Source organism: Streptomyces sp. SDr-06 (assembly GCF_003324565.1).
Lineage (GTDB): Bacteria > Actinomycetota > Actinomycetes > Streptomycetales > Streptomycetaceae > Streptomyces.
Genome location: NZ_QOLA01000012.1, coordinates 219480 through 240321, shown reverse-complemented (window position 1 = coordinate 240321; position 20842 = coordinate 219480). Strand labels below are relative to the sequence as shown.

Here is a 20842-nt window from a genome sequence, read left to right as displayed (position 1 = left end):
CGGCCCTCGTCGTACGAGCGGTGGCTCAGACGGTCGTGACGACGTCCTCGTAGGCCAGGCGCGGGCTGCGCGGGTACCACGCGTCCTCGCCCGGCTTGCCGATGTTGACGACCATCAGCGGGGTGTGGTCGTCGTCCAGGAACTCCTTCTGCACACCGGAGAAGTCCACGCCGGTCATCGGGCCCGCGGCCAGACCGGCGGCGCGGACGCCGATGATGAAGTACGCGGCCTGCAGCGCGGAGTTGAGCAGCGCGGCACCCTCGCGGACCGGGCGCTCCGAGAAGAAGGCGTCCTTGGCGGCGGGGAAGTGCGGGAAGAGGGCGGGGAGCTCCTCGTGGAACTCGTTGTCCGCGGAGAGGATCGCGACCAGCGGGGCGGCGGCCGTCTTCGGGCGGTTGCCCTCGGCCATGTGCTTCACGAGGCGCTCGCGGGCCTCGGGGGAGCGGACCAGGGTGACGCGCAGCGGCGACTGGTTGAAGGCGGTCGGGCCGTACTTGACCAGGTCGTAGATCGCCTGGACCTGCTCGTCGGTCACCGGCTCGTCGGTGAACGTGTTGGCGGTACGGGCCTCGCGGAAGAGGAGGTCCTGGGCTGCGGGGTCAAGGACGAGGGACATCTGGAAACACCTTCCGGGCTGCTGATCAAGCGATGCCCCGACCGTACGGCAGATTTACGTTAACTTTCAACTAAATCCCGCTCGGCGTGACCAGGCTCACAGGGCGGGCCGGGTGGGCCCGTATCCACGCTGCTGGGGGCGGGCTGTGACACATGCGGCTCCGCCGCGCGGGCGCGACCGGCCATCACGATCCGCGGCCGAAAGGCCTCGGGGTCCGGGAGGGAGTCCCAGCGGCGTGGGTCAGCCGCCCTCGCCCTGGTCGGCCAGCGCCGCGTCGAGGCGGGCCCGGGCGCCCTCCAGCCAGCGCCGGCACACCTTCGCCAGCTCCTCGCCCCGCTCCCACAGCGCGAGGGACTCCTCCAGGGTGGTGCCCCCCGCTTCGAGCCGCCGCACGACATCGATCAGCTCGTCCCGCGCCTGCTCGTACCCCAGTGCCGCATCGCCCGATGCGGCCTCGTCCGTCTTGGCCATGCGATCCACCCTATGTCCGCGGTACGACAGTGACGTGCAGTTCGCCCTCGGCGACCCGGGCGCGCAGATCCTCCCCGGGCGCCACCTCGCCGGGGGAGCGCACCACCTCGCCCCCCGCCCGCTGGAGCACCGCGTACCCCCGCTCCAGGGTGGCCTTGGGCGACAGGGCCACCACGCGGGCGTGGGTGTGCGAGAGCTCCGAGTCGGCCCGGTCGAGGTGGTGGCCGAGCACCCGGCGCGAGCGGTGCAGCAGCGCGTCCACCTCGTCGGCCCGGTCGTCCACCATCCGCTGGGGCCGCTCCATCCAGGGCCGGGCGAGCATTCCCGCCAGGCCCCGCTCCTCGCGGTCGACGAGGCCCGCGACATGGCGGCGCGCCCGGTCCCGCAGCAGCCGGACCCGGTCGAGCTCCTCGCCGACGTCAGGCACGACCTTCTTCGCCGCGTCGGTCGGGGTGGACGCGCGCAGGTCCGCGACCAGGTCGAGCAGCGGCGCGTCCGGCTCGTGCCCGATCGCCGAGACCACGGGCGTGCGGCACTGGCCGACCGCCCGCACCAACTGCTCGTCCGAGAACGGAAGCAGGTCCTCCACGCTGCCGCCGCCCCGCGCCACGATGATCACGTCGACGTCCGGCCGTTCGTCGAGCTCCTTCACCGCCTGGACAACCTGGGGCACCGCGTGCACCCCCTGCACCGCCACGTTGCGCACCTCGAACCGCACCGCCGGCCAGCGCCGCCGCGCGTTCTCCAGGACGTCCCGCTCGGCCGCCGAGGCCCGCCCCACCACGAGCCCGACCAGCTGCGGCAGGAACGGAAGGGGGCGCTTGCGGTCGAGGGCGAACAGCCCCTCCGCGGCCAGACTCCGCTTCAACTGCTCCAGTCTGGCGAGCAGTTCACCGATGCCGACCGGCTTTATCTCCACCGCCCGCAGCGAGAGCTGGCCGCGCGGCGCGTACCACTCGGGCTTGGCGTGGACGACGACGCGCGCGCCCTCGGAGACCACGTCGGCCACCGCGTCGAACACCTGGCGGTAGCAGGTCACGCCCACCGAGATGTCGTGCGAGGGATCGCGCAGGGTCAGGAACACCACGCCCGCGCCCGGCCGCCGCGAGAGCTGGGTGATCTGCCCCTCCACCCAGACCGCGCCGAGCCGGTTGATCCACCCCCCGATGAGGCGTGACACCTCGCCGACGGGGAGCGGCGCGTCCGCACTCGTATTCAGAGCCATGTACGCAGGCTAGCCCGCGCCACCGACAGGGCCGCCCGGCGCCGGCGGCTCCGGGTCCGGTCCCGGGCGGTGGCCCCACTGCATCGCGAGGACCACCAGGCCCACCGCGAGCCAGCCCAGGCCGACCAGCTGGGCGGTGGCCGTCGCCTCCCAGATCACCGCCACGATGACGGCGGCGCCCAGCACCGGGACGACCACGTGGCTCAGCCAGTTGGGGGCGCCCTCCATGCGGCGTACCGCGTACCAGCCGACGACCGAGGCGTGCAGCAGGAAGAAGGCGGTCAGCGCGCCCATGTCGACCACCGAGACGAGGTGGTCCATGCCGTCGTCGCGGCCGGCCGCCCACACCGCGGCCACCAGCGTGACCACCGCGGCGAGCAGCAGCGCCGCGCGCGGCACCCCCGAGTCGGTCCGCGACAGGGCGCGCGGCAGCCGCCGGTTGCGGGCCATCGCGAACACCAGCCGGCCCGCCGCCGCCTGCCCGGCGAGCGCGGCGAAGGCCGCCCCGATGGCCTTGCTGACCGCGACCAGGGTGTGCAGCCAGCCGCCGACCGAGGTCTCGACCGTGTCGTAGAACGCCGAGCCCTGCTTGACCGGGTCGGCCGCCAGCTGGGCCGACGACATCGGTTCGAGCAGGGCCGCCAGATAGGACTGCACCACGAACAGGACCCCGGCGAGCACCAGGCAGAACAGCACCGCCCGGGCCACCTTCGCCGAGCCCCCGGTCACCTCCTCGGCGAACGTGGCGATCGCGTCGAAGCCCAGGTAGGACAGGACCGCCACGGACACCGCGCCGAGCACCGCGCCCAGCGAGAACCCGGCGTCCCCGCCGAGCGGAGTCAGCCAGCCCCGCTGGGCGCCGTCGCGTACGAGCACGACCGCCGCCGACACCACGAAGACCAGCAGCACCACGATCTCCATCGCGAGCACCGCGAAGCCGACCCGGGCCGCGGCCCGTACGCCCCACAGGTTCAGGAGCGTGGTGATCACCACCGCGACGGCCGTCCACACCCAGCGCGACACGGACGGGACCAGGGAGTTCATCGCGATGCCGGAGAAGAGGTAGGCGACGGCCGGGATCAGCAGGTAGTCGAGCATCGCCATCCACCCGGCGATGAACCCGGGCCCCTCGCCGAGCGCCTTGCGCGCGTACGCGAACACCGACCCGGCCAGCGGCACGACCCGCACCATCTGCGCGTAGCTGTACGCGGTGAACCCCATGGCGACCGTGGCCACCAGGTAGACGAGCGCGACCGCGCCGTGCGACTTGGCGTCCAGGGTGCCGAAGATGCCGACCGGGGCCATGGGCGCGATGAACAGCAGCCCGTAGACGACCAGGTCCCGGAACCCGAGACTCCGCCGCAGTCGCCCGGCGCCTTCGGCCACCTCGCCCGGATCGGTCTCCTCGCGTACGCCACTCATGCGGCCAGTCTCACCGGCCCGGCGATCTTTGGCTCGCGGGGCACGCCGGTCGGGCGCCCGGGGGTGTCCGGGGGCGCCCGTACCATGGACGGCATGACTGCTGCTACCGCTTCCCGCCGGGTCCTGCTCGCCGCTCCCCGCGGCTACTGCGCGGGCGTGGACCGTGCCGTGATCGCCGTGGAGAAGGCCCTGGAGCAGTACGGGGCGCCCATCTACGTCCGGCACGAGATCGTCCACAACAAGTACGTCGTGCAGACCCTGGAGAAGAAGGGCGCGATCTTCGTCGAGCAGACGGCGGAGGTGCCCGAGGGCTCCATCGTCATGTTCTCGGCCCACGGCGTCGCCCCGACCGTCCACGCGGAGGCCGCCGAGCGCAAGCTGGCCACCATCGACGCCACGTGCCCGCTGGTCACCAAGGTGCACAAGGAGGCCGTGCGGTACGCGAAGGAGGACTTCGACATCCTCCTGATCGGCCACGAGGGCCATGAGGAGGTCATCGGCACGTCGGGCGAGGCGCCGGACCACATCACGCTGGTCGACGGCCCGGACGACGTGGCCAACGTCGAGGTGCGCGACCCCGACAAGGTCGTCTGGCTCTCCCAGACCACGCTTTCCGTCGACGAGACCATGGAGACGGTCGACGCGCTCAAGAACAAGTTCCCCAACCTGCTCTCGCCGCCCAGCGACGACATCTGCTACGCCACGCAGAACCGCCAGGTCGCGGTGAAGAAGCTCGCCGAGGACGCCCAGCTGGTCATCGTCGTCGGCTCCAAGAACTCCTCGAACTCGATCCGCATGGTCGAGGTCGCCCTCGACGCGGGCGCCCCCGCCGCCCATCTGGTGGACTTCGCCGACGAGATCGACGAGGCCTGGCTGGAGGGCGTCACCACGGTCGGCCTGACCTCCGGCGCCTCGGTGCCGGACGTCCTCGTCGACGGCGTCCTCGAATGGCTGGCCGCGCGCGGCTACGGCGACGTCGAGACGGTGAAGACGGCCGACGAGTCGATCACCTTCTCGCTGCCCAAGGAGCTCCGCCGCGACCTGCGCGCCGAGGCCGCCGAACTCTCGGGCGAGTAGAGCCGTCCAGGACGTCCTCCCCGGCGTCCGCCCGTACGGTGGATCTCATGAACGCCATGAGGAACGTGTTCGGAGTGGACGTCGGCGGATCGGGCATCAAGGGTGCCCCCGTGGACCTGGAGCGCGGTGGCCTGGCGCAGGAGCGCCACAAGGTGCTCACGCCGCAGCCCGCGACGCCCGAGGCGGTCGCGGACGGCGTCGCGGAGGTCGTCGGCCACTTCGGCTGGTCGGGCCCGGTGGGCATCACCTTTCCCGGGGTGATCAGCGCGAACACCGTACGGACCGCGGCGAACGTCTCGAAGAAGTGGATCGGCGTGGACGCCGCGCGGCTGCTCGGCGAGCGCCTGGGCGGCCTGCCCGTGACCGTCCTGAACGACGCGGACGCGGCGGGCGTCGCCGAGATGCGGTTCGGCGCGGGCCGGGACCGCCGGGGCACGGTGATCCTGCTGACCTTCGGCACGGGCATCGGCAGCGCGCTCTTCACCGACGGCCGACTGGTCCCCAACACCGAGCTCGGCCATCTGGAGCTGCACGGCCACGACGCCGAGAAGCACGCCTCCACCAAGGTCAAGGAGGACGAGGACCTGACCTGGCCGCACTGGGCCCACCGGGTCCAGAAGTACCTGGCCCACGTCGAGATGCTGTTCTCGCCCGATCTGTTCATCATCGGCGGCGGAGTCAGCCGCAAGGCCGACAAGTTCCTCCCGCTGATCGAGGGCATCGAGGCGGAGATCGTCCCGGCGCAGCTGCAGAACGACGCGGGGATCGTGGGGGCGGCGATGGTGGCGGCGGGGCGCTAGCCCTGCCGGGCGAAGCCGTCTCTACCGGGGGTTGGCCGCCTTGCCGGACCCGGCGGGCTTGACGGCCTTGCCGGGGCCGGCGGGCCTGAGGGGGCCGCGGCGGCGCCCCATCATCCGCACCTTCCGTACGGTGGCGACGACCCCGGCCACCAGGGTTCCGGCGTACAGCCAGCCCGCGTGCAGGGCGAGCGCGGTGACCACGGCCATCGCCTGCGTGCCGAAGCCGCCGACACCGCCCGAGATCGGGATGATCCCCACGGCGAAGGCGATGGGCACGCAGATGGGGGCCGTCACCAGGTCGGCGGGCCGCACCCAGAGCGCGGTCACCGCGCAGACCGGCAGGAAGAGCACCCCGTACACCGCCGGGGCACCGTCGAAGAGCAGCCAGTCCAGCGTGCCGAGGGCGAACATCAGCGCCGCCGCGAAGAGCCCGCCGCCGAGTCCGGTGAGCCGCGGGGAGGGCAGTCTGCGCAGCGCGAGAACGAAGGGCGGCACCCGTCGGGTGCGGCCGGCCGAACGGTAGACGGCGGCGCTCTCACCGGTCACCGCCGCTCCCGCGGGCACGCCGAGGGGCGCCCGGGAGGATCCCGGCGCCGAGGTCCGTGCTCGCTGTCCGTGCTGCGGGGTGCGCGTCCTGTATTGCTCCACCGCACCAACGTAGGTCGCCACCGGTGACGAACCGCCCCTAGGACACGCCCTTTGGCCGAGCTTGCCCACGCGTTCGACGGCCGAGGGCGGGTCGGAGCGGTGCCGGCGGCCCGGTCCGGTGTCCGGCGGCGCGGGGAGGCCGCGGGTCGGTTCCGCGGTCCGGGGGGTGGGGCCGGGGTGGCCCTGGGCCGGTGTCCAGTGGCGCCGTGCGGCCCGGCGGCGCCGCGAGCCGTGCGTCCGGTTCCGCGGTCCGGGGGTGGGGCCGGGGTGGCGTCGGGGCGGGCCCGGGTCGGTGTCCGGGGGTGCTGCGAGGCCGTGCGTGCGGGGCCGTCACGGCCGCCGACGCGCGCCCGTAAACTGGTGGGCGGTCCCCTCTCCGGACCGTCCACCGCCCTCGTACCGGGAAGTCGCCACGTGTCGCTCACGATCGGAATCGTCGGTCTGCCGAATGTCGGCAAGTCGACCCTGTTCAACGCCCTGACCAAGAACGACGTACTGGCGGCCAACTACCCGTTCGCCACCATCGAGCCGAACGTCGGCGTCGTCGGCGTCCCGGACGCCCGCCTGGCCAACCTCGCCGAGGTCTTCGGCTCCCAGCGCATCCTGCCCGCCACCGTCGACTTCGTCGACATCGCGGGCATCGTGCGCGGCGCGAGCGAGGGCGAGGGCCTGGGCAACAAGTTCCTCGCGAACATCCGCGAGTCGGACGCGATCTGCCAGGTCATCCGCGCCTTCAAGGACGAGAACGTCGTCCACGTCGACGGCAAGGTGTCCCCGAAGGACGACATCGAGACGATCAACACTGAGCTGATCCTCGCCGACCTCCAGTCCGTCGAGAAGGCGGTGCCGCGCCTGACGAAGGAGTCCCGTCTCCAGAAGGACAAGATCGCGGTCCTGGCGGCGGTCGAGAAGGCCCAGAAGATCCTTGAGGCGGGCGACACCCTCTTCTCGCACGGCATCACGAAGGGCACGGAGCAGGGCGACCTGCTGCACGAGCTGCACCTGCTGACGACGAAGCCGTTCCTGTACGTCTTCAACGTCGACGAGGACGAGCTGGTCGACGAGGACTTCAAGAACGAGCAGCGCGCCCTGGTCGCCCCCGCGGAGGCGATCTTCCTGAACGCGAAGATCGAGTCCGAGCTGATCGAGCTCGACGACGACGAGGCGCTCGAACTCCTCCAGTCCATGGGCCAGGAGGAGCCCGGCCTCGCCACCCTGGGCCGCGTCGGCTTCGACACCCTGGGCCTGCAGACCTACCTGACGGCAGGCCCCAAGGAAACCCGGGCCTGGACGATCCCGAAGGGCGCCACGGCCCCCGAGGCGGCCGGTGTCATCCACACCGACTTCCAGAAGGGCTTCATCAAGGCGGAGGTCATCTCCTTCCACGACCTGATCGAAGCGGGCTCGGTAGCGGAGGCCCGCTCGCGCGGCAAGGCGCGGATGGAGGGCAAGGAGTATGTGATGCAGGACGGGGATGTGGTGGAGTTCCGGTTCAACGTGTAGCGGCTGACATATCACCACTTTGCTGATCTGGCAAACATGCAGGTCAGGGAGGGTCCGACTCTTCGGAGTCGGGCCCTTTGTTTTTTCCCGTGCTGGGATGGTGCTGGGATAGCTGATCCCTCGTCACCTGTCGTCATCCCTGGTCATCCGTATCGTGCTGGGATCGTGTTGGGATGGGATGGGGGTGCCTGTGCTGGGATTTGTGTGAGCGAGGCGCTGACCGAGCTGTGAAGGTAGTGCGGACGTGGCGCTTTTCCTACTCGTTTGACACAATCGGGGGTATGGCTGAGGCGACGTACAGCATCGGGGAAGGGCCAGCGACGCGGGTGAGCTTGTCGCTGCCGGAGGGGACCGCGGAGGCGATCCGGGCTCGGGTGGGCAAGCGGGAGTTCTCCGCTTTCATCGCCGAGGCGGTCGAGCGTGAGCTGCGCGGGCAGGTCCTGGACGAGTACCTGGCGGACTACGAGAGCCGCAAGGGGCCGGTCTCCGAGCCGGCTCGTCAGCGGGCGCGGCAGGTCTTCGACGAGGTGTTCGCCGAGGAGGCCGAGTGGCCCGCCGCAGGCTGAGTCACGAGGGGACGCTCGTCCTCGACAGCGAGGGACTCTCGAAGCTGCTCGCTGACGAAGAGCAGGTGGTGGCTCTGATCGCTGAGGCGCGCTCGCGTGGCATGGAGGTCGTGATCAGTGCGCTCACTATCATCGAGGCCGTCCATGCGCGTACGAACAAGTCACGCCTGAACTGGGTGCTTTCCGGGCTGCGGGTCGTCCCGGTCGGTGACGAGGAGTCGAGGGCTGCCTCGAAGTTGCTGATGAATGCCGGATTGCATGGACACAAGTACGCGATCGATGCGGTCGTCGCCGAGGCCGCGCTGCGACAGCATCGCCCTGTGGTCATGCTGACTTCCGATATTGCCGACATGGCCAAGCTGTGCGGCGAGCGGGTCCGGCTCGTGGCGGTGTGATTTCCCTTGCTCCGGCTCAGTAGAAGCGGGGTCCGTAGGGGCTCCAGTGACCGAGGAAGGGCTTGAGGTCGTCGCCGCTGGGTTTCGGCGGCGTGGGCAGTTTCGGCGCTGAGACCGATCCGGTGAGGTTTTGGAAGTGCGCGTCCGCGAACGCGAGCCACGCCTCGACCTCGGTCCGCTCCTGCCCGGGCGGAAGTGATGTGGCATGGACGCCTACTGCTGCGACGTATTCAGTCAGGCGCCTGGCCTGGTACCAGGTGTCCGCCTGTTCTCCGAGGTGTTTGACGCGGTAGGCGTGGGCGTATGCGTCGTGGGCTTCCTGCATGGCGGCTTCCCAGCGCTTTTGCTGTACCTCTCTGGCTTGCTGGTCTGCAAGGCGTTTGCGTTCTGCGGCCTCGCCGCGGAGTCCGACCTCCTGCACAATCTCGGCGAGTTGTTCTTCCAGAGGTCGGTCGGGGAGATCTGCCCATTCCCTTGCACGGTGCGGGGTGCCGCCGCGGAGTATGAAGCGTAGGCGGCTGGAGGGGGTGTAGTCGAAGCGGGGGATACGCATCCATGAGTACTTCTTGGCGTCGGCGAGTTCCTTGTCTGTGGGGACGTGTTCGCTGCGGTCCTGTTCTTGGAGGACGAGGAATCCGACACTTTCGCCTTGGGCGGTGATGGAGAAGTGCGGTGGTGCCTTGCGGCGCCGATGAGGCGGGGGCGCGCCTTGTGTGGTTCCGTGCGATGCCTTGTGGCCTTGGGCTGTGGTGGCAGCGATGAGGGTTTGGATGATGCGCAGGGCTCGGCCCTGGAGGGGTTTGGTCAGGCCCATGGGCTGCGGTTGCTTTTGGAGGGCGGCCACGACGGCATGGGGTTTGGTGAGTCTGGCCGGCACAGGGAGCGGGGTGAGTTCCGCGAGGCGCCAGGCAGGGATGTCGACCAGCTTGATCTCGTAGCCGCGGTGGGTGCGGTATCCGTGGATTTCCTGCGTGTGGGGGATCTTGCCGGACTTGCGGGCGGCGTTGACCCGTGACGCCCAATTCACCGCGTGCGGGCCGGATTCGATGGGCTTGATGAGACAGCCGTCGTTCGCAACGGCCAGTTCATCGAGTAGCTGGTCCGCGTAGTTCGCAAGGGCCTTCGGCACGGCTCGGGGGCGCGGCGGTGCCGCATTTCGGGCGGGGCGGTCCGGCGGTCGGGTGCTCTGCTCCACGGGGCGGATGCCGCGTTCGATGAGATGCTGCCGCCCCTTCTCGGTGAGGTGGGCGCTCCAATGCCCGCGGCGTTTGGTGACTTTGATGAGCCCTCGGTTCTGCAGGGCTTGTCCGCTGGTCTTGTACGTGCTGTCTGGCCAGACTCCGTCGGGACACCCCTGGCCCACCCAGCCGAGCACGGCCTGCTGCCGCTTGTTGAGGGCCTGTTCCATGTAGCCTCCCGCCGTTCCCTGAATGCCCTGCACCCGGAGACGATGCCCGCTGCCCTTGCGGGAATTCTGGGCTGCTGAAAGGACTCCTCGTTCGGATGAGAGATATAGAGGGCGTGTTTACGGCGAGAGTCCCGGGCGGCTACGCAGCCTCGTCGCGCATGGCGGACTGGGCCGACTCGCTTTCGACGCCGATGACTTCGACGGTCACGCCGCGAGCGGCGAGGGCCTTCGCGGTCTGGGCCAGGGTGATGGCGGAGAACGGGAAGAGGGAGTCCGGCGTGAGCTTGGCTCCGTCCTTCAGAAGGATCGCGAAGACGACGCGGCGCGGGGTGAAGTCCTCGTGGATGCTGCGGGCCGGATCGCTGTTGACGTGTACGGACCGGGCGAACTCCGCGCGTACGGCCGCGTTCTCGAAGAGGAGCTCAACGGAGACGCGCGCCTGGCTGAACAGGTGACTCAGCGGGCTTGAGGAGTGCGCGGGCTTCACGAGGACAAGAGTGTCGTCCTCGGTGAACAGGTCGCAGATCTCGACGGAGTTGCTTGCCCGAAAGGGGTTATGGACGTTCTTCTTGTCCAGGCAGACCCAGCCGCGACGGGCCTGGGCGGCCAGCTTGTTGTAGTCGCCTTCGTCTACGGGACGCATCACGCGCATACCCTTCCTGTTGAGCTTCTCGACGAGCGGCCAGCGGGGGAGATCGACTGAGGGCGCGTCGGGGAACAAGGGAGCCACGGTCTCGTTGACGTTGCGCAGGTAGCCCGCCCCGAACTCGTACCACTCACCGTCGAGCAGACAGAACGTGCGGGAGCCGAGGGAGAAAGTGGCCTCGATCCACTTCATGGCGGTTTCCTTGGACAGGGCTTCCAGGGAGGCGGTGCGCGGGGCGAGCGCGGTCCGTGCGGAGAGCGTGTCACGAAACAGTTCGACGGTGCCCTGCCGGAGCGCCGTGACGCGGGCGCCTGCCTTGATCACACGGGCCCGCTCCAGGACGTAGTCGAGACTGAACTCGTCCCGGAGGTGGGGCGGGCAGGACCCGATCTTGATGGTGCAGGCGGTGGACCGGGGCAGGTAAGAGCTCTGGGAGAAGGGGACGGCGGTCATGATCCGGCCGTCTGCGGGACGGCCGAGCGTGGCGTCCAGTTCCGCGTCGAGCGCGTCGATGAGGGAAGGGTCCTTGACCGCGGTGATGTGCTCGACAAAGGCCAGGTCGGGGTGGGGAACGACGTGCTCGCAGATCGCGGCGATGGCGCGGATGTCCTTGATCAGTGTGGCGGGGGTGGTGCCGAGTTTGATACGGAGACCGATGCCACCCTCCGCGGTCATGGCCCCGTTCCTGGTGCCGCTCCCTGCGGTGAGGTCGACTTCGTCGAGGTAGCCGCCGAGGTGGCGGATGATCCGCCCGTGGTCCCGGAGTCCGAGTGCCGGTACGGAGGCGCCGGCAGAGATCAGGGAACTGTCGATGCGCGCCTGGCCGAGGACGCTGGCAGTGAAGTCCCGCACCTGACGCGGGTTGATGGCGCGGATACCGAAGGACAGACCGAAGTGCGCGTCCTTGAGCTGGGCGGGGAGAAGCCGGTAGCCCTGGTCGAAGCCGATCGCGTACACCACGTCGTCGACGGCGAGCACGAGCAGTGCGCCGGTGCGCTGCTCGCTCTGCGGCAGGTCCGACTCGTCGGTGAGCCGGAGGATGTCCTTGCCCCAGGCGGCTTCCTCCTTCGCTACGGCGAAGGACACCGCGAGGGCGGGAACTCCCATGTGATCGCTGACGTCGCGCACGACCGCGTCCAGGGTGTCGAGGGCGTCGACGTCGAGGGCTTCGAGCATCGACTCAGGGGTCGCCTCGACGTGGGTCAGGCGGTACAGGGTGCGCTTCGACGCGGTGCTGGACACAGAGGTCTCCTGGGGCGAGGTTGCGGTGCGGTTCGGTAACACGAGCGGCCTTACGGGACGGGGGGTGTCGAGGCGGACAGAGGTGAGTGCCCGGCAAGGGAGCAGAGGTGCGGCGATGAGGACGCCGGTGCGGTCGGACTCGTATGGGGCTGGCGTCCCGGCGGGTGGTGCCGGGGTGATGGTGACGAAGGTGCCAGAAGATTGGAGATGAAATTGCTCAAGAACCTGATAACCCTGGTTATCAACCGTTGGCAAAGCTGGGAGCTTGACCGGCTGTAGCGTGTGAGGTGCCCTGGGAGAAACGTTCTCGACCGGGAGCACGAGGCAGTCTTCACGAAGGGAGCGGAACCGCATGGCTGGCACACGTGAAGCAACCGCTCCCATCCTGCCCGAGGAGATCTCCTGGCGGATCAGTTACGCCGAAATCGGGACCTTGGCCCAGGTCCAACGTCCCGTCGTCACCACCTGGGCCCGCCGGCACGCGGATTTCCCCGAGCCTGTTGCGTACGAGGGGGCCAGCCCGCTCTTCGACGGCCGTGAAGTCGCCGCATGGCTTCTGTCCACCGGCCGCGGCAATGCCGACGCCGGCCAGATCCGGGCGGAGCTGGTGCTGCACACCCTGTCCGCCTGGCGGCGCGCGATCCCCGCCCGCACCCTGGTCGACACAGTGACCGCACTGCTCTGCCTGCGTCAGCTCCTCGATGAACCGCTCGCCGACCTACCCTGGCAGACGATCCTGGAGCGTGCCGCCGAGACTGACTTCGACGACACCTTCCTCCAAAGAGAGCTGCGGGACTTGCCGGACGCCGACCGTCAGGGCCCCCTGCTCGCCGTGCTCGCCGACCAGCTCACCGAGGCCGCCTACACCCCGGCCGAAGCGCTCGAACGGGTCATGGACGCACGCCGCCGCCTGGGCTGCGACGACCTCGCCGCCGATGAACCGATTCCGCTAGTGAGCCGGACGATGGCCCGCCTGACCGGCCTCGCGCGACTGAACGAACGCGAAGAAGGGGCAACGGCCGCCGTCCTCCATCCCCGGAGCGGCGATCTACTAGTCGCCCTGCGCGAATCCGTGTCCGATGCCGAGGATTCGCCTTTCTTCCTCTCCGCGAACCCGATGCCGGACCTGGCCCGGCTCGCCCGCCGCCGCCTCATGGCACAGGGCGTCCAGGAATTCGAGATGGACCTTGCCGACGGCGAGGAACTGGCCACGGAAGACTGGGGAAACCCGCACGTCATCGCCTGCTGCCTGCCCTATGAGGCGGCCGAGACCCGCAGCCCGCTCGCCGTCCTGCAAAGCCTGCAGGACCTCACCGACCTCCTTGCTGAGGACCGCACTGCCGTCGTCCTGGGACCCGCCGACGCGCTCGTCCGGCCTCTGCCCGCCCGCGGGGAAGCGGACCGTCTGCGCCGGGGCTTCCTGGAACAGCACCTCCTCAAGGCCGCGATCAGCCTCCCCGAAGGCGTACTCCCCTTCCGCCCGGCCCACCGCACCGCGATCTGGATCCTGCACCGCACCCCCGAAGACAAGCGCACCGGTCAGATCCTCCTCGCCGACCTCTCCTCACGCCCCCTCACCCCGCAGACCCTGGACGCGCTGGCCGAGGACATCGACATCTTCCGCGACGCCGGCTGGAGGGCGGACAGCCGTCACGAACCGCGCCACGCCGCCGTCGTCCGGGCCACCGCGCTGACCGGCGCACCCGGTGCCGCGTTCACCCCACAGCACCGCCCGCACGCCGACCGCTACACCCGCACCGTCGTCGAACGCCCGGCCCGCATCTCCGAGACCGAACTCCGCCTCCAGCAGCTGATCGACGCCACCCGTAGCGCACTCGACCACGCGCCAACGATCCGCGCCAACGCCGTCCTGCGCCCCGACGACCGGCCGGCCCGCCGCACCACCGTGGCCCGCCTGCTCAAGGACCGCCGCCTGCGCAGGCTGCCCGGCCATCGCATCGCCGCCGAACACCTCCTCACCGGCGGCGCGGGCCACTACACGGTCCTCACCCCGGCAGAGATCACCGGCAGCGCGCCGGTCGGCAGCCACCGCATCGACCGCGCCGTACTCCACACCACCTACGAGCACGCCTACTTCACCGAACCCGGCGACATCGTCGTCACCGCCACCCCGAGCTTCGGCGCGTACGTCGACGACGAGGGCCTGTCGGTGGTGGCCTTCCCCGCCCGCGTCCTGCGCGCACGGTCCGACGCCGAGCATCCCGTACGGCCCCGCGCCCTGGCGGCGCTCCTGCGCTCGGCGGCCACCGAACACCGGCGGGTGAGCGGCGCGGTCCGCTCCGCCCGCCGCATAGAAGACCTCCTCATCCCCGACCTCCCCAGCGACGAGGCCGAGCGTTACGACGCGCTCCTGGCCGACATCGCCCGCCGAACAGCCCTGCTGCGCCAGCACGCGGCGGCCCTCGACGACCTGACCACCCTGACCGCCGCCGGCCTCGTCGACGGCACGCTGACCCTCACCGAACCCCCTCTCGTCCCACCCTCGTCCGACTCTTGAAGGAGACCCGAGCGCTCATGCCTCCCCGGAAGAAGAAGCCCGCCGACCAGGCGGAGCTGTTCACCGCCTCCACGCCCAAGGAGATCCAGGCCATCCTCTGGAAGGCGGCCGACAAGCTGCGCGGCTCCATGGACGCCAACCAGTACAAGGAGTTCGTCCTCGGCCTGATCTTCCTCAAGTACGTCTCCGACGCCTTCGAAGAGCGCCGCGAACAGCTCGTCAAGGAGCTCGCGGAGGAAGGCATCGCCGAAGACCGTCTGGAGGAGTTCCTGGAGGACCAGGACGAGTACACCGGGCACCACGTCTTCTGGGTCCCCGAGAGCGCCCGCTGGTCGTCGATCTCCGCCAACGCCAAGAGCGGCAACGTAGGCGAGGTCCTCGACCAGGCGATGGACGCCATCATGAAGGCCAACCCGTCGCTGACCGGCGTCCTCCCCAAGATCTTCAACAAAGACAACGTCGACAAGAAGCGCCTGGCCGAACTCGTCGACCTCATCACCGACGCCCGCTTCGGCGGCAGCGACGACAAGCCCGCCCAGGACGTCCTCGGCGAGGTCTACGAGTACTTCCTCGGCAACTTCGCCCGCGCGGAAGGCAAGCGGGGCGGCGAGTTCTACACCCCGAGCAGCGTCGTCCGCCTCCTGGTGGAGGTCCTGGAACCGTACGAGGGCCGGGTGTACGACCCGGCCTGCGGCTCCGGCGGCATGTTCGTCCAGGCCGCCAAGTTCATCGAGGCCCACCGCGGCCGCGGCCACAAGGCCGACATCTCCGTCTACGGCCAGGAACTCAACGAACGCACCTGGCGCCTTGCCAAGATGAACCTCGCCATCCACGGCATCGACGGCAACCTCGCCGCCCGCTGGGGCGACACCTTCGCCGACGACAAACACCCCGACCTCAAGGCCGACTACGTCATGGCCAACCCGCCCTTCAACATCAAGGACTGGGCGCGCAACGAGTCGGACCCGCGGTGGAAGTACGGCGTCCCGCCGAGGGGTAACGCCAACTACGCTTGGCTCCAGCACATGATCAGCAAGCTGGGCGAGCGGGGAACAGCGGGCGTCGTCCTCGCCAACGGCTCGATGAGCAGCCAGCAGAGCGGCGAGGGCGAGATCCGGCAGGCGCTGGTGGACGGCGACATGGTGGCGTGCATGGTCGCGCTGCCGGCGCAGCTGTTCCGGACGACGGCGATCCCGGCCTGTCTGTGGTTCCTGGCGAAGGACAAGTCGCCGGGGGGCGTGAAGGGGCAGAAGGCTGCGGCTGCGGATCGTCGGGGCGAGATCCTGTTCATTGACGCTCGGGACATGGGCGAGATGGTCGACCGTACGGAGCGCGTTCTGACGGAGGCCGACCTCGCGAAGATCGCCGGGACGTACCACGCCTGGCGGGGGACTACGAGCGCGAAGAATTCGGGAGAGACGTACGCGGACGTGCCGGGGTTCTGCGCCAGCGCGGACCTAAAGACAGTGCAGGAGCACGGGTATGTGCTCACGCCAGGACGATACGTCGGGGCGGCTGAGGTCGACGATGAAGGGGCTGAATCGGTGCCGGACAGAATCGCTCGCCTGACGGGGGAGCTGTACGCGCTGTTCGACATGTCCCGTGAACTTGAGGACAGCGTACGGAAGCAGCTCGGGAGGGTTGAAAGTGACTACTCGTGAAGTTCCCTTCTCGGACCTGCTGAGCTTCGTGGTCGATAACAGGGGGCGTACGTGTCCTACCACCGATGAGGGGATCAAGCTCATTGCAACGAATTGCATCAGCGATGAGGCTCTTTACCCTCGCTACGAGAAGGTTCGGTACGTCTCGCAGGAGACTTACGACGGATGGTTTCGGGCGCACCCTGAACCGGGGGACCTGATCTTTGTGTGCAAAGGATCTCCGGGGAGAGTGGCTCTGACTCCGGATCCCGTGGATTTCTGCATTGCGCAGGACATGGTCGCCGTTCGCCCGGACGCCTCGAAAATCGATCCGCTCTACTTGTTCGCGATGCTCCGGTCGCCTGAGATTCGAAACAGGATCGAAAATCTGCATGTGGGGACAATGATTCCCCATTTTAAGAAGGGTGATTTTCATAAGCTGATGATTCCGGTCCCCGAGCGCGGGGTGCAGGAGGGTATTGGTGAGATCTATTACGAGATCTCGCGCAAGATCGCCGTCAATGAGCGCGTCTCGGCTACTGCCGATGCTCTCTCTCGCGTGCTCTTCGGTGAAGCCTTGCTGAAGTCAGCCGATGGATTCAGCGATCAGCCTCTGTCGGCTGTGGCTGAGTTCATCAATGGACGGGCTTATACGAAGGGTGCCACCGGGACGGGGCGCATGGTTGTGCGGATTGCTGAAATCAACAGTGGTCCGGGGGGCTCTACGGTTTACAACGAAATCGACGTTCCAGATCGGCATTTGGCTCGCCCTGGAGACTTGCTGTTCGCGTGGTCTGGCTCATTGACTGCTGCGCGATGGTTTCGACCCGAAGCGATCATTAATCAGCACATCTTCAAGTGTATTCCAAAGGATGGGTATCCGATTTGGCTGGTGAGTCAGCTAGTGCATCGGAAGTTGGATGAGTTCCGTTCAATCGCTGCCGACAAGGCAACCACGATGGGGCACATTCAGCGCAGGCACTTGGATGAGCCTGTACCGGTTCCGGGCCCCAAGGCTTTGGGGGCTCTGGATGGCGTAATCAGCCCTCTCTGGGAGCGCGCGCTGGTAGCTGAACAAGAGTCTCTGAGCCTCGCCACCCTTCGCGACACCCTCCTCCCCCAACTTATGTCCGGCCGCCTCCGCGTCAAGGACGCCGAGAAGATTGTCGAGGACCACGTATGACCGGGAACAGCAGCGACAACGGCAGCAGCGACACCCCCGACGGCCCCACCCCCGGCACCCCTACCCCCGACAACTTCCGCCCCCTCGAAATCGACTGGGAGTTCCTCGCACTCGAAGAGCTCGTGGAGCTCGACTGGCCGAAGGCCGAGGGTAATGAGCTCGCCCCTGGCTCCGGTCACCGCCGTTCCTGGGACGACCTGATCCTGTACTCCGATCTCCGTGAGGCCATCGAGCGGCTCAACCCCGACCTCCCCCCGGAGGCCGTCCGCGAGGCCCTCGCGACCGCCGCTACCCCGACCTCCCAGGACGCCTACGAGGAGAACCGGACCGCGCACGGCTACCTGACCGACGGCGTCCACTCCGTCACGTACACCGACGCGCTCGGCGCCGAGCACACCCCGACCGTCCGGATCGTCGACCTGGAGCACGCGGACGCGAACACATACCGCGCCGTCCGTCAGGTGACCGTGATCAACGGTGAGCGCAACCGCCGCTTCGACCTCGTCCTGTACGTCAACGGCCTCCCGCTCGCCGTCATCGAGCTCAAGCGGGCCGGCGACCCGAACGCCACCCTTGCTGCCGCGCACACCCAGATCCGGCACTACGTCGAGGAGTTCCCGACCGCCTTCCGCTACAACGCGGTCGTGCTGCTCTCCGACGGGATCACCGCCAAGTACGGCACCCCGTTCACCCCGTACGAGCACTTCGCCCCGTGGAACACCGACGAATTCGGCGCCCGAGTGGACACCGTGGACGCTGCCGCCGTCCACGCCGACGCCGATGCCGACGTTCCGACCGGCCAGGACCTGGCCCTGCACGGCCTGTTCACCCAGCCCCGCTTCCTCTCCCTCGTCCGGTCCTTCATCAACTTCGTGCCGGCCAAGCGCATGAAGCGGATCGCGAAGCCGCACCAGTACTTCGCGGTCACCCGCGCCGCGGACGCTGTCCGCCGTGCCGCCGCGACCGACGGCAAGGCCGGCGTGGTCTGGCACACTCAGGGCTCGGGCAAGTCCGAGGAGATGGTGCTGACCACCAACCTCGTCATGCGCGACCCCGCCTTGCACAACCCCACCGTGGTGGTCGTCACCGACCGCACCGACCTCGACGACCAGCTCTTCGACACGTTCAAGGAGAGCGAGGTCCTCCCGGAACAGCCCCACCAGTTCCTCAACCGCGCCGCACTCCGCGAAGAGCTCGCCGCCAAGCGCACCGGCGGCATCCTCTTCACCACCCTGCAGAAGTTCGGCCGCACGAAGCGGGAGAAGGAATCCGGGACCGACCACCCGCTCCTCTCCGAGCGGCGCAACATCGTCGTCGTGGTCGACGAGGCCCACCGCAGCCACTACGACCACCTCGACGGCTACGCCCGCCACCTGCGCGACGCCCTCCCGCACGCCACGCTCCTCGCCTTCACCGGCACCCCGATCTCCGAGGCCGACCGCAACACCCGCGAGGTCTTCGGCGACTACATCGACACCTACGACCTCAAACGGGCCGCCGACGACGGCGCGACCGTGAAGGTCTACCACGAGAGCCGCGTTGTCCAGCTCGTCCTCGACCGCGACGTCGACCCCACCGCCATCGACACCGAGGCCGACCGCATCACCGACGGCCTGGACGACACCGAGCGCACCCGCGTCGAGCAGGCCGTCGCCACCATGAACGCCATGTACGGCGCCCCCGCCCGGATACGCGACCTGACCCAGGACCTGGTCGAACACTGGGAAGCACGCCGTGCGGCGATGCTGCCCTTCGTCGCGGACGCCGACGACGCACCCGGCGGCGCCCCCGGCAAGGCGATGCTCGTCTGCGCCACCCGCGAGATCTGCGTCCGCGTCTACGACGCCCTGCGCGAACTGCGCCCGGACTGGCACACGGACGACCACACCACCGGCGCCATGAAGATCGTCTACTCCTCGGACTCCCGCAAGGACTCCGACGAGCTGCGCGCCCACGCCCTGCGCGACTCCCAGCGCAAGGCCGTCATCAACCGCGCCAAGGACCCCGAGGACGAACTCCAGCTCCTCATCGTCAACAACATGCTCCTGACCGGCTTCGACGCGCCGCCCATCCACACCATGTACCTGGACCGGCCGCTGCGTGGCGCCGGCCTGATGCAGGCCCTCGCCCGCGTCAACCGCCGCTTCCACAAGAAGGAGGAGGGCCTCCTCGTCGGCTACGCCCCCCTCACCGAGAACCTCCAGAAGGCCATCGCCGAGTACTCCGCCGACGACCAGGCCGACCGGACCCTCGGCCAGGACATCGACCGAGCCCTGGACGAACTCCGCAACGAGTACGACATCCTCGACCAGATGCTCCTCGGCTGGAACTGGCGCGAACGCCTCTCCCGCCCCGACGCGAAAGCCTTCGTCAAAGCGGCCTACACCACCGCCGAGTACCTCCGCAGCCCCGCCACCCCGGGCAACAACCCCGACCAGCTCGACGACCCGAACCAGACCCTCAGCCGCCGCTTCCGCGAACACGGCTACCGCCTGGAACGCTTCTTCGCCCTGGCCGGCTCCTCCGCCGACATCTCCTCCCGGTTCACCGACCAGCCGTACTGGAAGCGCGACATCCAGTTCCTCGTCGAGGTCCGTACGTACATGGCGAAGCTCGACGCCATGGACCGCGAGGCCCAGGGCCTGCCCGTCGCCCGCGACGTCGCCCTCTACCTCTCCCAGCTCACCTCCGCCGTCGTGGAGACCGGCGGCGTCACCGACCTCTTCTCCGAGGCCGGGCTGGACAAGGCCGACCTCACCCACCTCAACGACGCCCTCGTTGGCCGCCTGCAGAACAGCGAAACCCCACACCTGGCCGCCGAAGCCCTGCGCCGCCTCGTCGAGCAGAAGATGCGCGAGCAGACCCGGCACAACATCGTCCGCCAGACCGCGTTCTCAGAGCGCCTTCAGGACCTGATGACCCGCTACATGCGCCAGCAGCTCACCAGCGCCGAGATCATCGCCCAGCTGGTGGAACTGGCCAAGACGGTCGCGGAGGACGCCCGGCGAGGCGAGAAGTTCACCCCGCCGCTGGGCGACGACGAACTCGCCTTCTACGACGCGGTCGCCGACCTCGGCAGCGCCCGCGACCTCATGGGCGACGAGATCCTCTCCGGCATCGCCCGGGACCTCGTGGTCCAGGTCCGCAAGAACCTCAAGAAGGACTGGATCGCCCGCGAACCGGTCCGGGCCAGGCTCCGCGCCACCATCAGGCGCCTCCTGGCCCGCCACGGCTACCCGCCCGAGCAGTCCAAGGAAGCGATCGACCTGGTGATCCGCCAGATGGAACACTTCGCCGACAAGTGGTCCCAGGACGGCTCGGCCGCCGACGCATAGCCCTCGCTCATCTCGCTTCTGGCCCCGGCAAGCGTCTGTTTGCCGGGGCGGTCGTATGCCCGATCGGATGTCCTTCGCGGGGTCGGCAGGGGCTGCGCCCGACCGCCTTACGGCAAAAGCAAATTCCCGTGCTGCGAGACGTGAGGT

The 20842-nt window shown here is 68.9% G+C and carries 16 protein-coding genes; 9 read left to right on the top strand and 7 right to left on the bottom strand.

Annotation, left to right across the window (positions count from 1 at the left end; translation table 11 throughout):
• Positions 1-25: 25 nt before the first annotated feature.
• From DT019_RS24150 to DT019_RS24135, 4 genes are all read right to left on the bottom strand, one after another.
• On the bottom strand, positions 26-616 hold the full coding sequence (locus DT019_RS24150) for a malonic semialdehyde reductase (RefSeq protein ID WP_114038977.1): 591 nt from the start codon (positions 614-616) through the stop codon (positions 26-28).
• A 240-nt stretch (positions 617-856) separates the two neighbouring features.
• Positions 857-1087: an exodeoxyribonuclease VII small subunit gene (locus DT019_RS24145; protein ID WP_114038976.1), complete on the bottom strand. Its 231-nt coding sequence runs from the start codon at positions 1085-1087 to the stop codon at positions 857-859.
• A 10-nt stretch (positions 1088-1097) separates the two neighbouring features.
• Positions 1098-2312: an exodeoxyribonuclease VII large subunit gene (gene xseA / locus DT019_RS24140; protein ID WP_114038975.1), complete on the bottom strand. Its 1215-nt coding sequence runs from the start codon at positions 2310-2312 to the stop codon at positions 1098-1100.
• 9 nt (positions 2313-2321) lie between these two features.
• Positions 2322-3734 (bottom strand): APC family permease, encoded by a 1413-nt coding sequence (locus DT019_RS24135; RefSeq protein ID WP_114038974.1) that lies wholly within the window; start codon positions 3732-3734, stop codon positions 2322-2324.
• Between the two features lie 84 nt (positions 3735-3818).
• On the opposite strand from DT019_RS24135, the gene DT019_RS24130 reads away from it, so the two are divergent.
• Positions 3819-4811, top strand: coding sequence for a 4-hydroxy-3-methylbut-2-enyl diphosphate reductase (locus DT019_RS24130; RefSeq protein WP_388976564.1), 993 nt, complete (start codon positions 3819-3821; stop codon positions 4809-4811).
• A gap of 47 nt (positions 4812-4858) precedes the next feature.
• On the top strand, positions 4859-5611 hold the full coding sequence (gene ppgK / locus DT019_RS24125; RefSeq protein WP_114038972.1) for a polyphosphate--glucose phosphotransferase: 753 nt from the start codon (positions 4859-4861) through the stop codon (positions 5609-5611).
• Positions 5612-5632: 21 nt separating this feature from the next.
• Here the strand turns inward: ppgK and DT019_RS24120 are convergent, their stop codons facing one another.
• The gene (locus DT019_RS24120) at positions 5633-6259 is read right to left on the bottom strand and encodes a DUF6542 domain-containing protein (RefSeq protein ID WP_114038971.1); all 627 of its coding nucleotides are present in this window, start codon (positions 6257-6259) and stop codon (positions 5633-5635) included.
• A gap of 414 nt (positions 6260-6673) precedes the next feature.
• On the opposite strand from DT019_RS24120, the gene ychF reads away from it, so the two are divergent.
• The 3 genes from ychF to DT019_RS24105 all read left to right on the top strand — a co-directional run bounded on the left by ychF (position 6674) and on the right by DT019_RS24105 (position 8723).
• The gene (ychF, locus tag DT019_RS24115; RefSeq protein WP_114038970.1) at positions 6674-7762 is read left to right on the top strand and encodes a redox-regulated ATPase YchF; all 1089 of its coding nucleotides are present in this window, start codon (positions 6674-6676) and stop codon (positions 7760-7762) included.
• A gap of 281 nt (positions 7763-8043) precedes the next feature.
• On the top strand, positions 8044-8328 hold the full coding sequence (locus tag DT019_RS24110) for a hypothetical protein (RefSeq protein ID WP_028438980.1): 285 nt from the start codon (positions 8044-8046) through the stop codon (positions 8326-8328).
• Positions 8310-8723, top strand: a complete 414-nt coding sequence (locus tag DT019_RS24105; protein WP_114038969.1) for a DNA-binding protein — start codon at positions 8310-8312, stop codon at positions 8721-8723. Before DT019_RS24110 ends, DT019_RS24105 begins: the two co-directional genes overlap by 19 nt.
• 16 nt (positions 8724-8739) lie before the next feature.
• Here the strand turns inward: DT019_RS24105 and DT019_RS39725 are convergent, their stop codons facing one another.
• Both DT019_RS39725 and DT019_RS24085 read right to left on the bottom strand, forming a co-directional pair.
• Entirely contained in the window at positions 8740-10131 is a 1392-nt protein-coding gene (locus DT019_RS39725; RefSeq protein WP_189389879.1) for a hypothetical protein, read from the bottom strand.
• Between the two features lie 139 nt (positions 10132-10270).
• Positions 10271-12019, bottom strand: a complete 1749-nt coding sequence (locus DT019_RS24085; RefSeq protein WP_114038967.1) for a DUF6119 family protein — start codon at positions 12017-12019, stop codon at positions 10271-10273.
• Between the two features lie 352 nt (positions 12020-12371).
• On the opposite strand from DT019_RS24085, the gene DT019_RS24080 reads away from it, so the two are divergent.
• Genes DT019_RS24080 through DT019_RS24065 form a run of 4 tightly spaced genes read left to right on the top strand, consistent with a single transcriptional unit; the run spans position 12372 to position 20695 of the window.
• The gene (locus DT019_RS24080) at positions 12372-14537 is read left to right on the top strand and encodes a hypothetical protein (RefSeq protein ID WP_114038966.1); all 2166 of its coding nucleotides are present in this window, start codon (positions 12372-12374) and stop codon (positions 14535-14537) included.
• Positions 14538-14554: 17 nt separating this feature from the next.
• The gene (locus DT019_RS24075; RefSeq protein WP_114038965.1) at positions 14555-16198 is read left to right on the top strand and encodes a type I restriction-modification system subunit M; all 1644 of its coding nucleotides are present in this window, start codon (positions 14555-14557) and stop codon (positions 16196-16198) included.
• Complete coding sequence (locus DT019_RS24070; RefSeq protein ID WP_114038964.1) at positions 16140-17360, top strand: restriction endonuclease subunit S; 1221 nt, start codon at positions 16140-16142, stop codon at positions 17358-17360. Before DT019_RS24075 ends, DT019_RS24070 begins: the two co-directional genes overlap by 59 nt.
• Positions 17357-20695 carry a type I restriction endonuclease subunit R gene (locus DT019_RS24065; RefSeq protein ID WP_114038963.1) on the top strand — a complete coding sequence of 1113 codons (3339 nt, stop codon included), beginning with the start codon at positions 17357-17359 and terminating at the stop codon, positions 20693-20695. The genes DT019_RS24070 and DT019_RS24065 overlap by 4 nt, the downstream gene beginning before the upstream one ends.
• Positions 20696-20842: the final 147 nt, after the last annotated feature.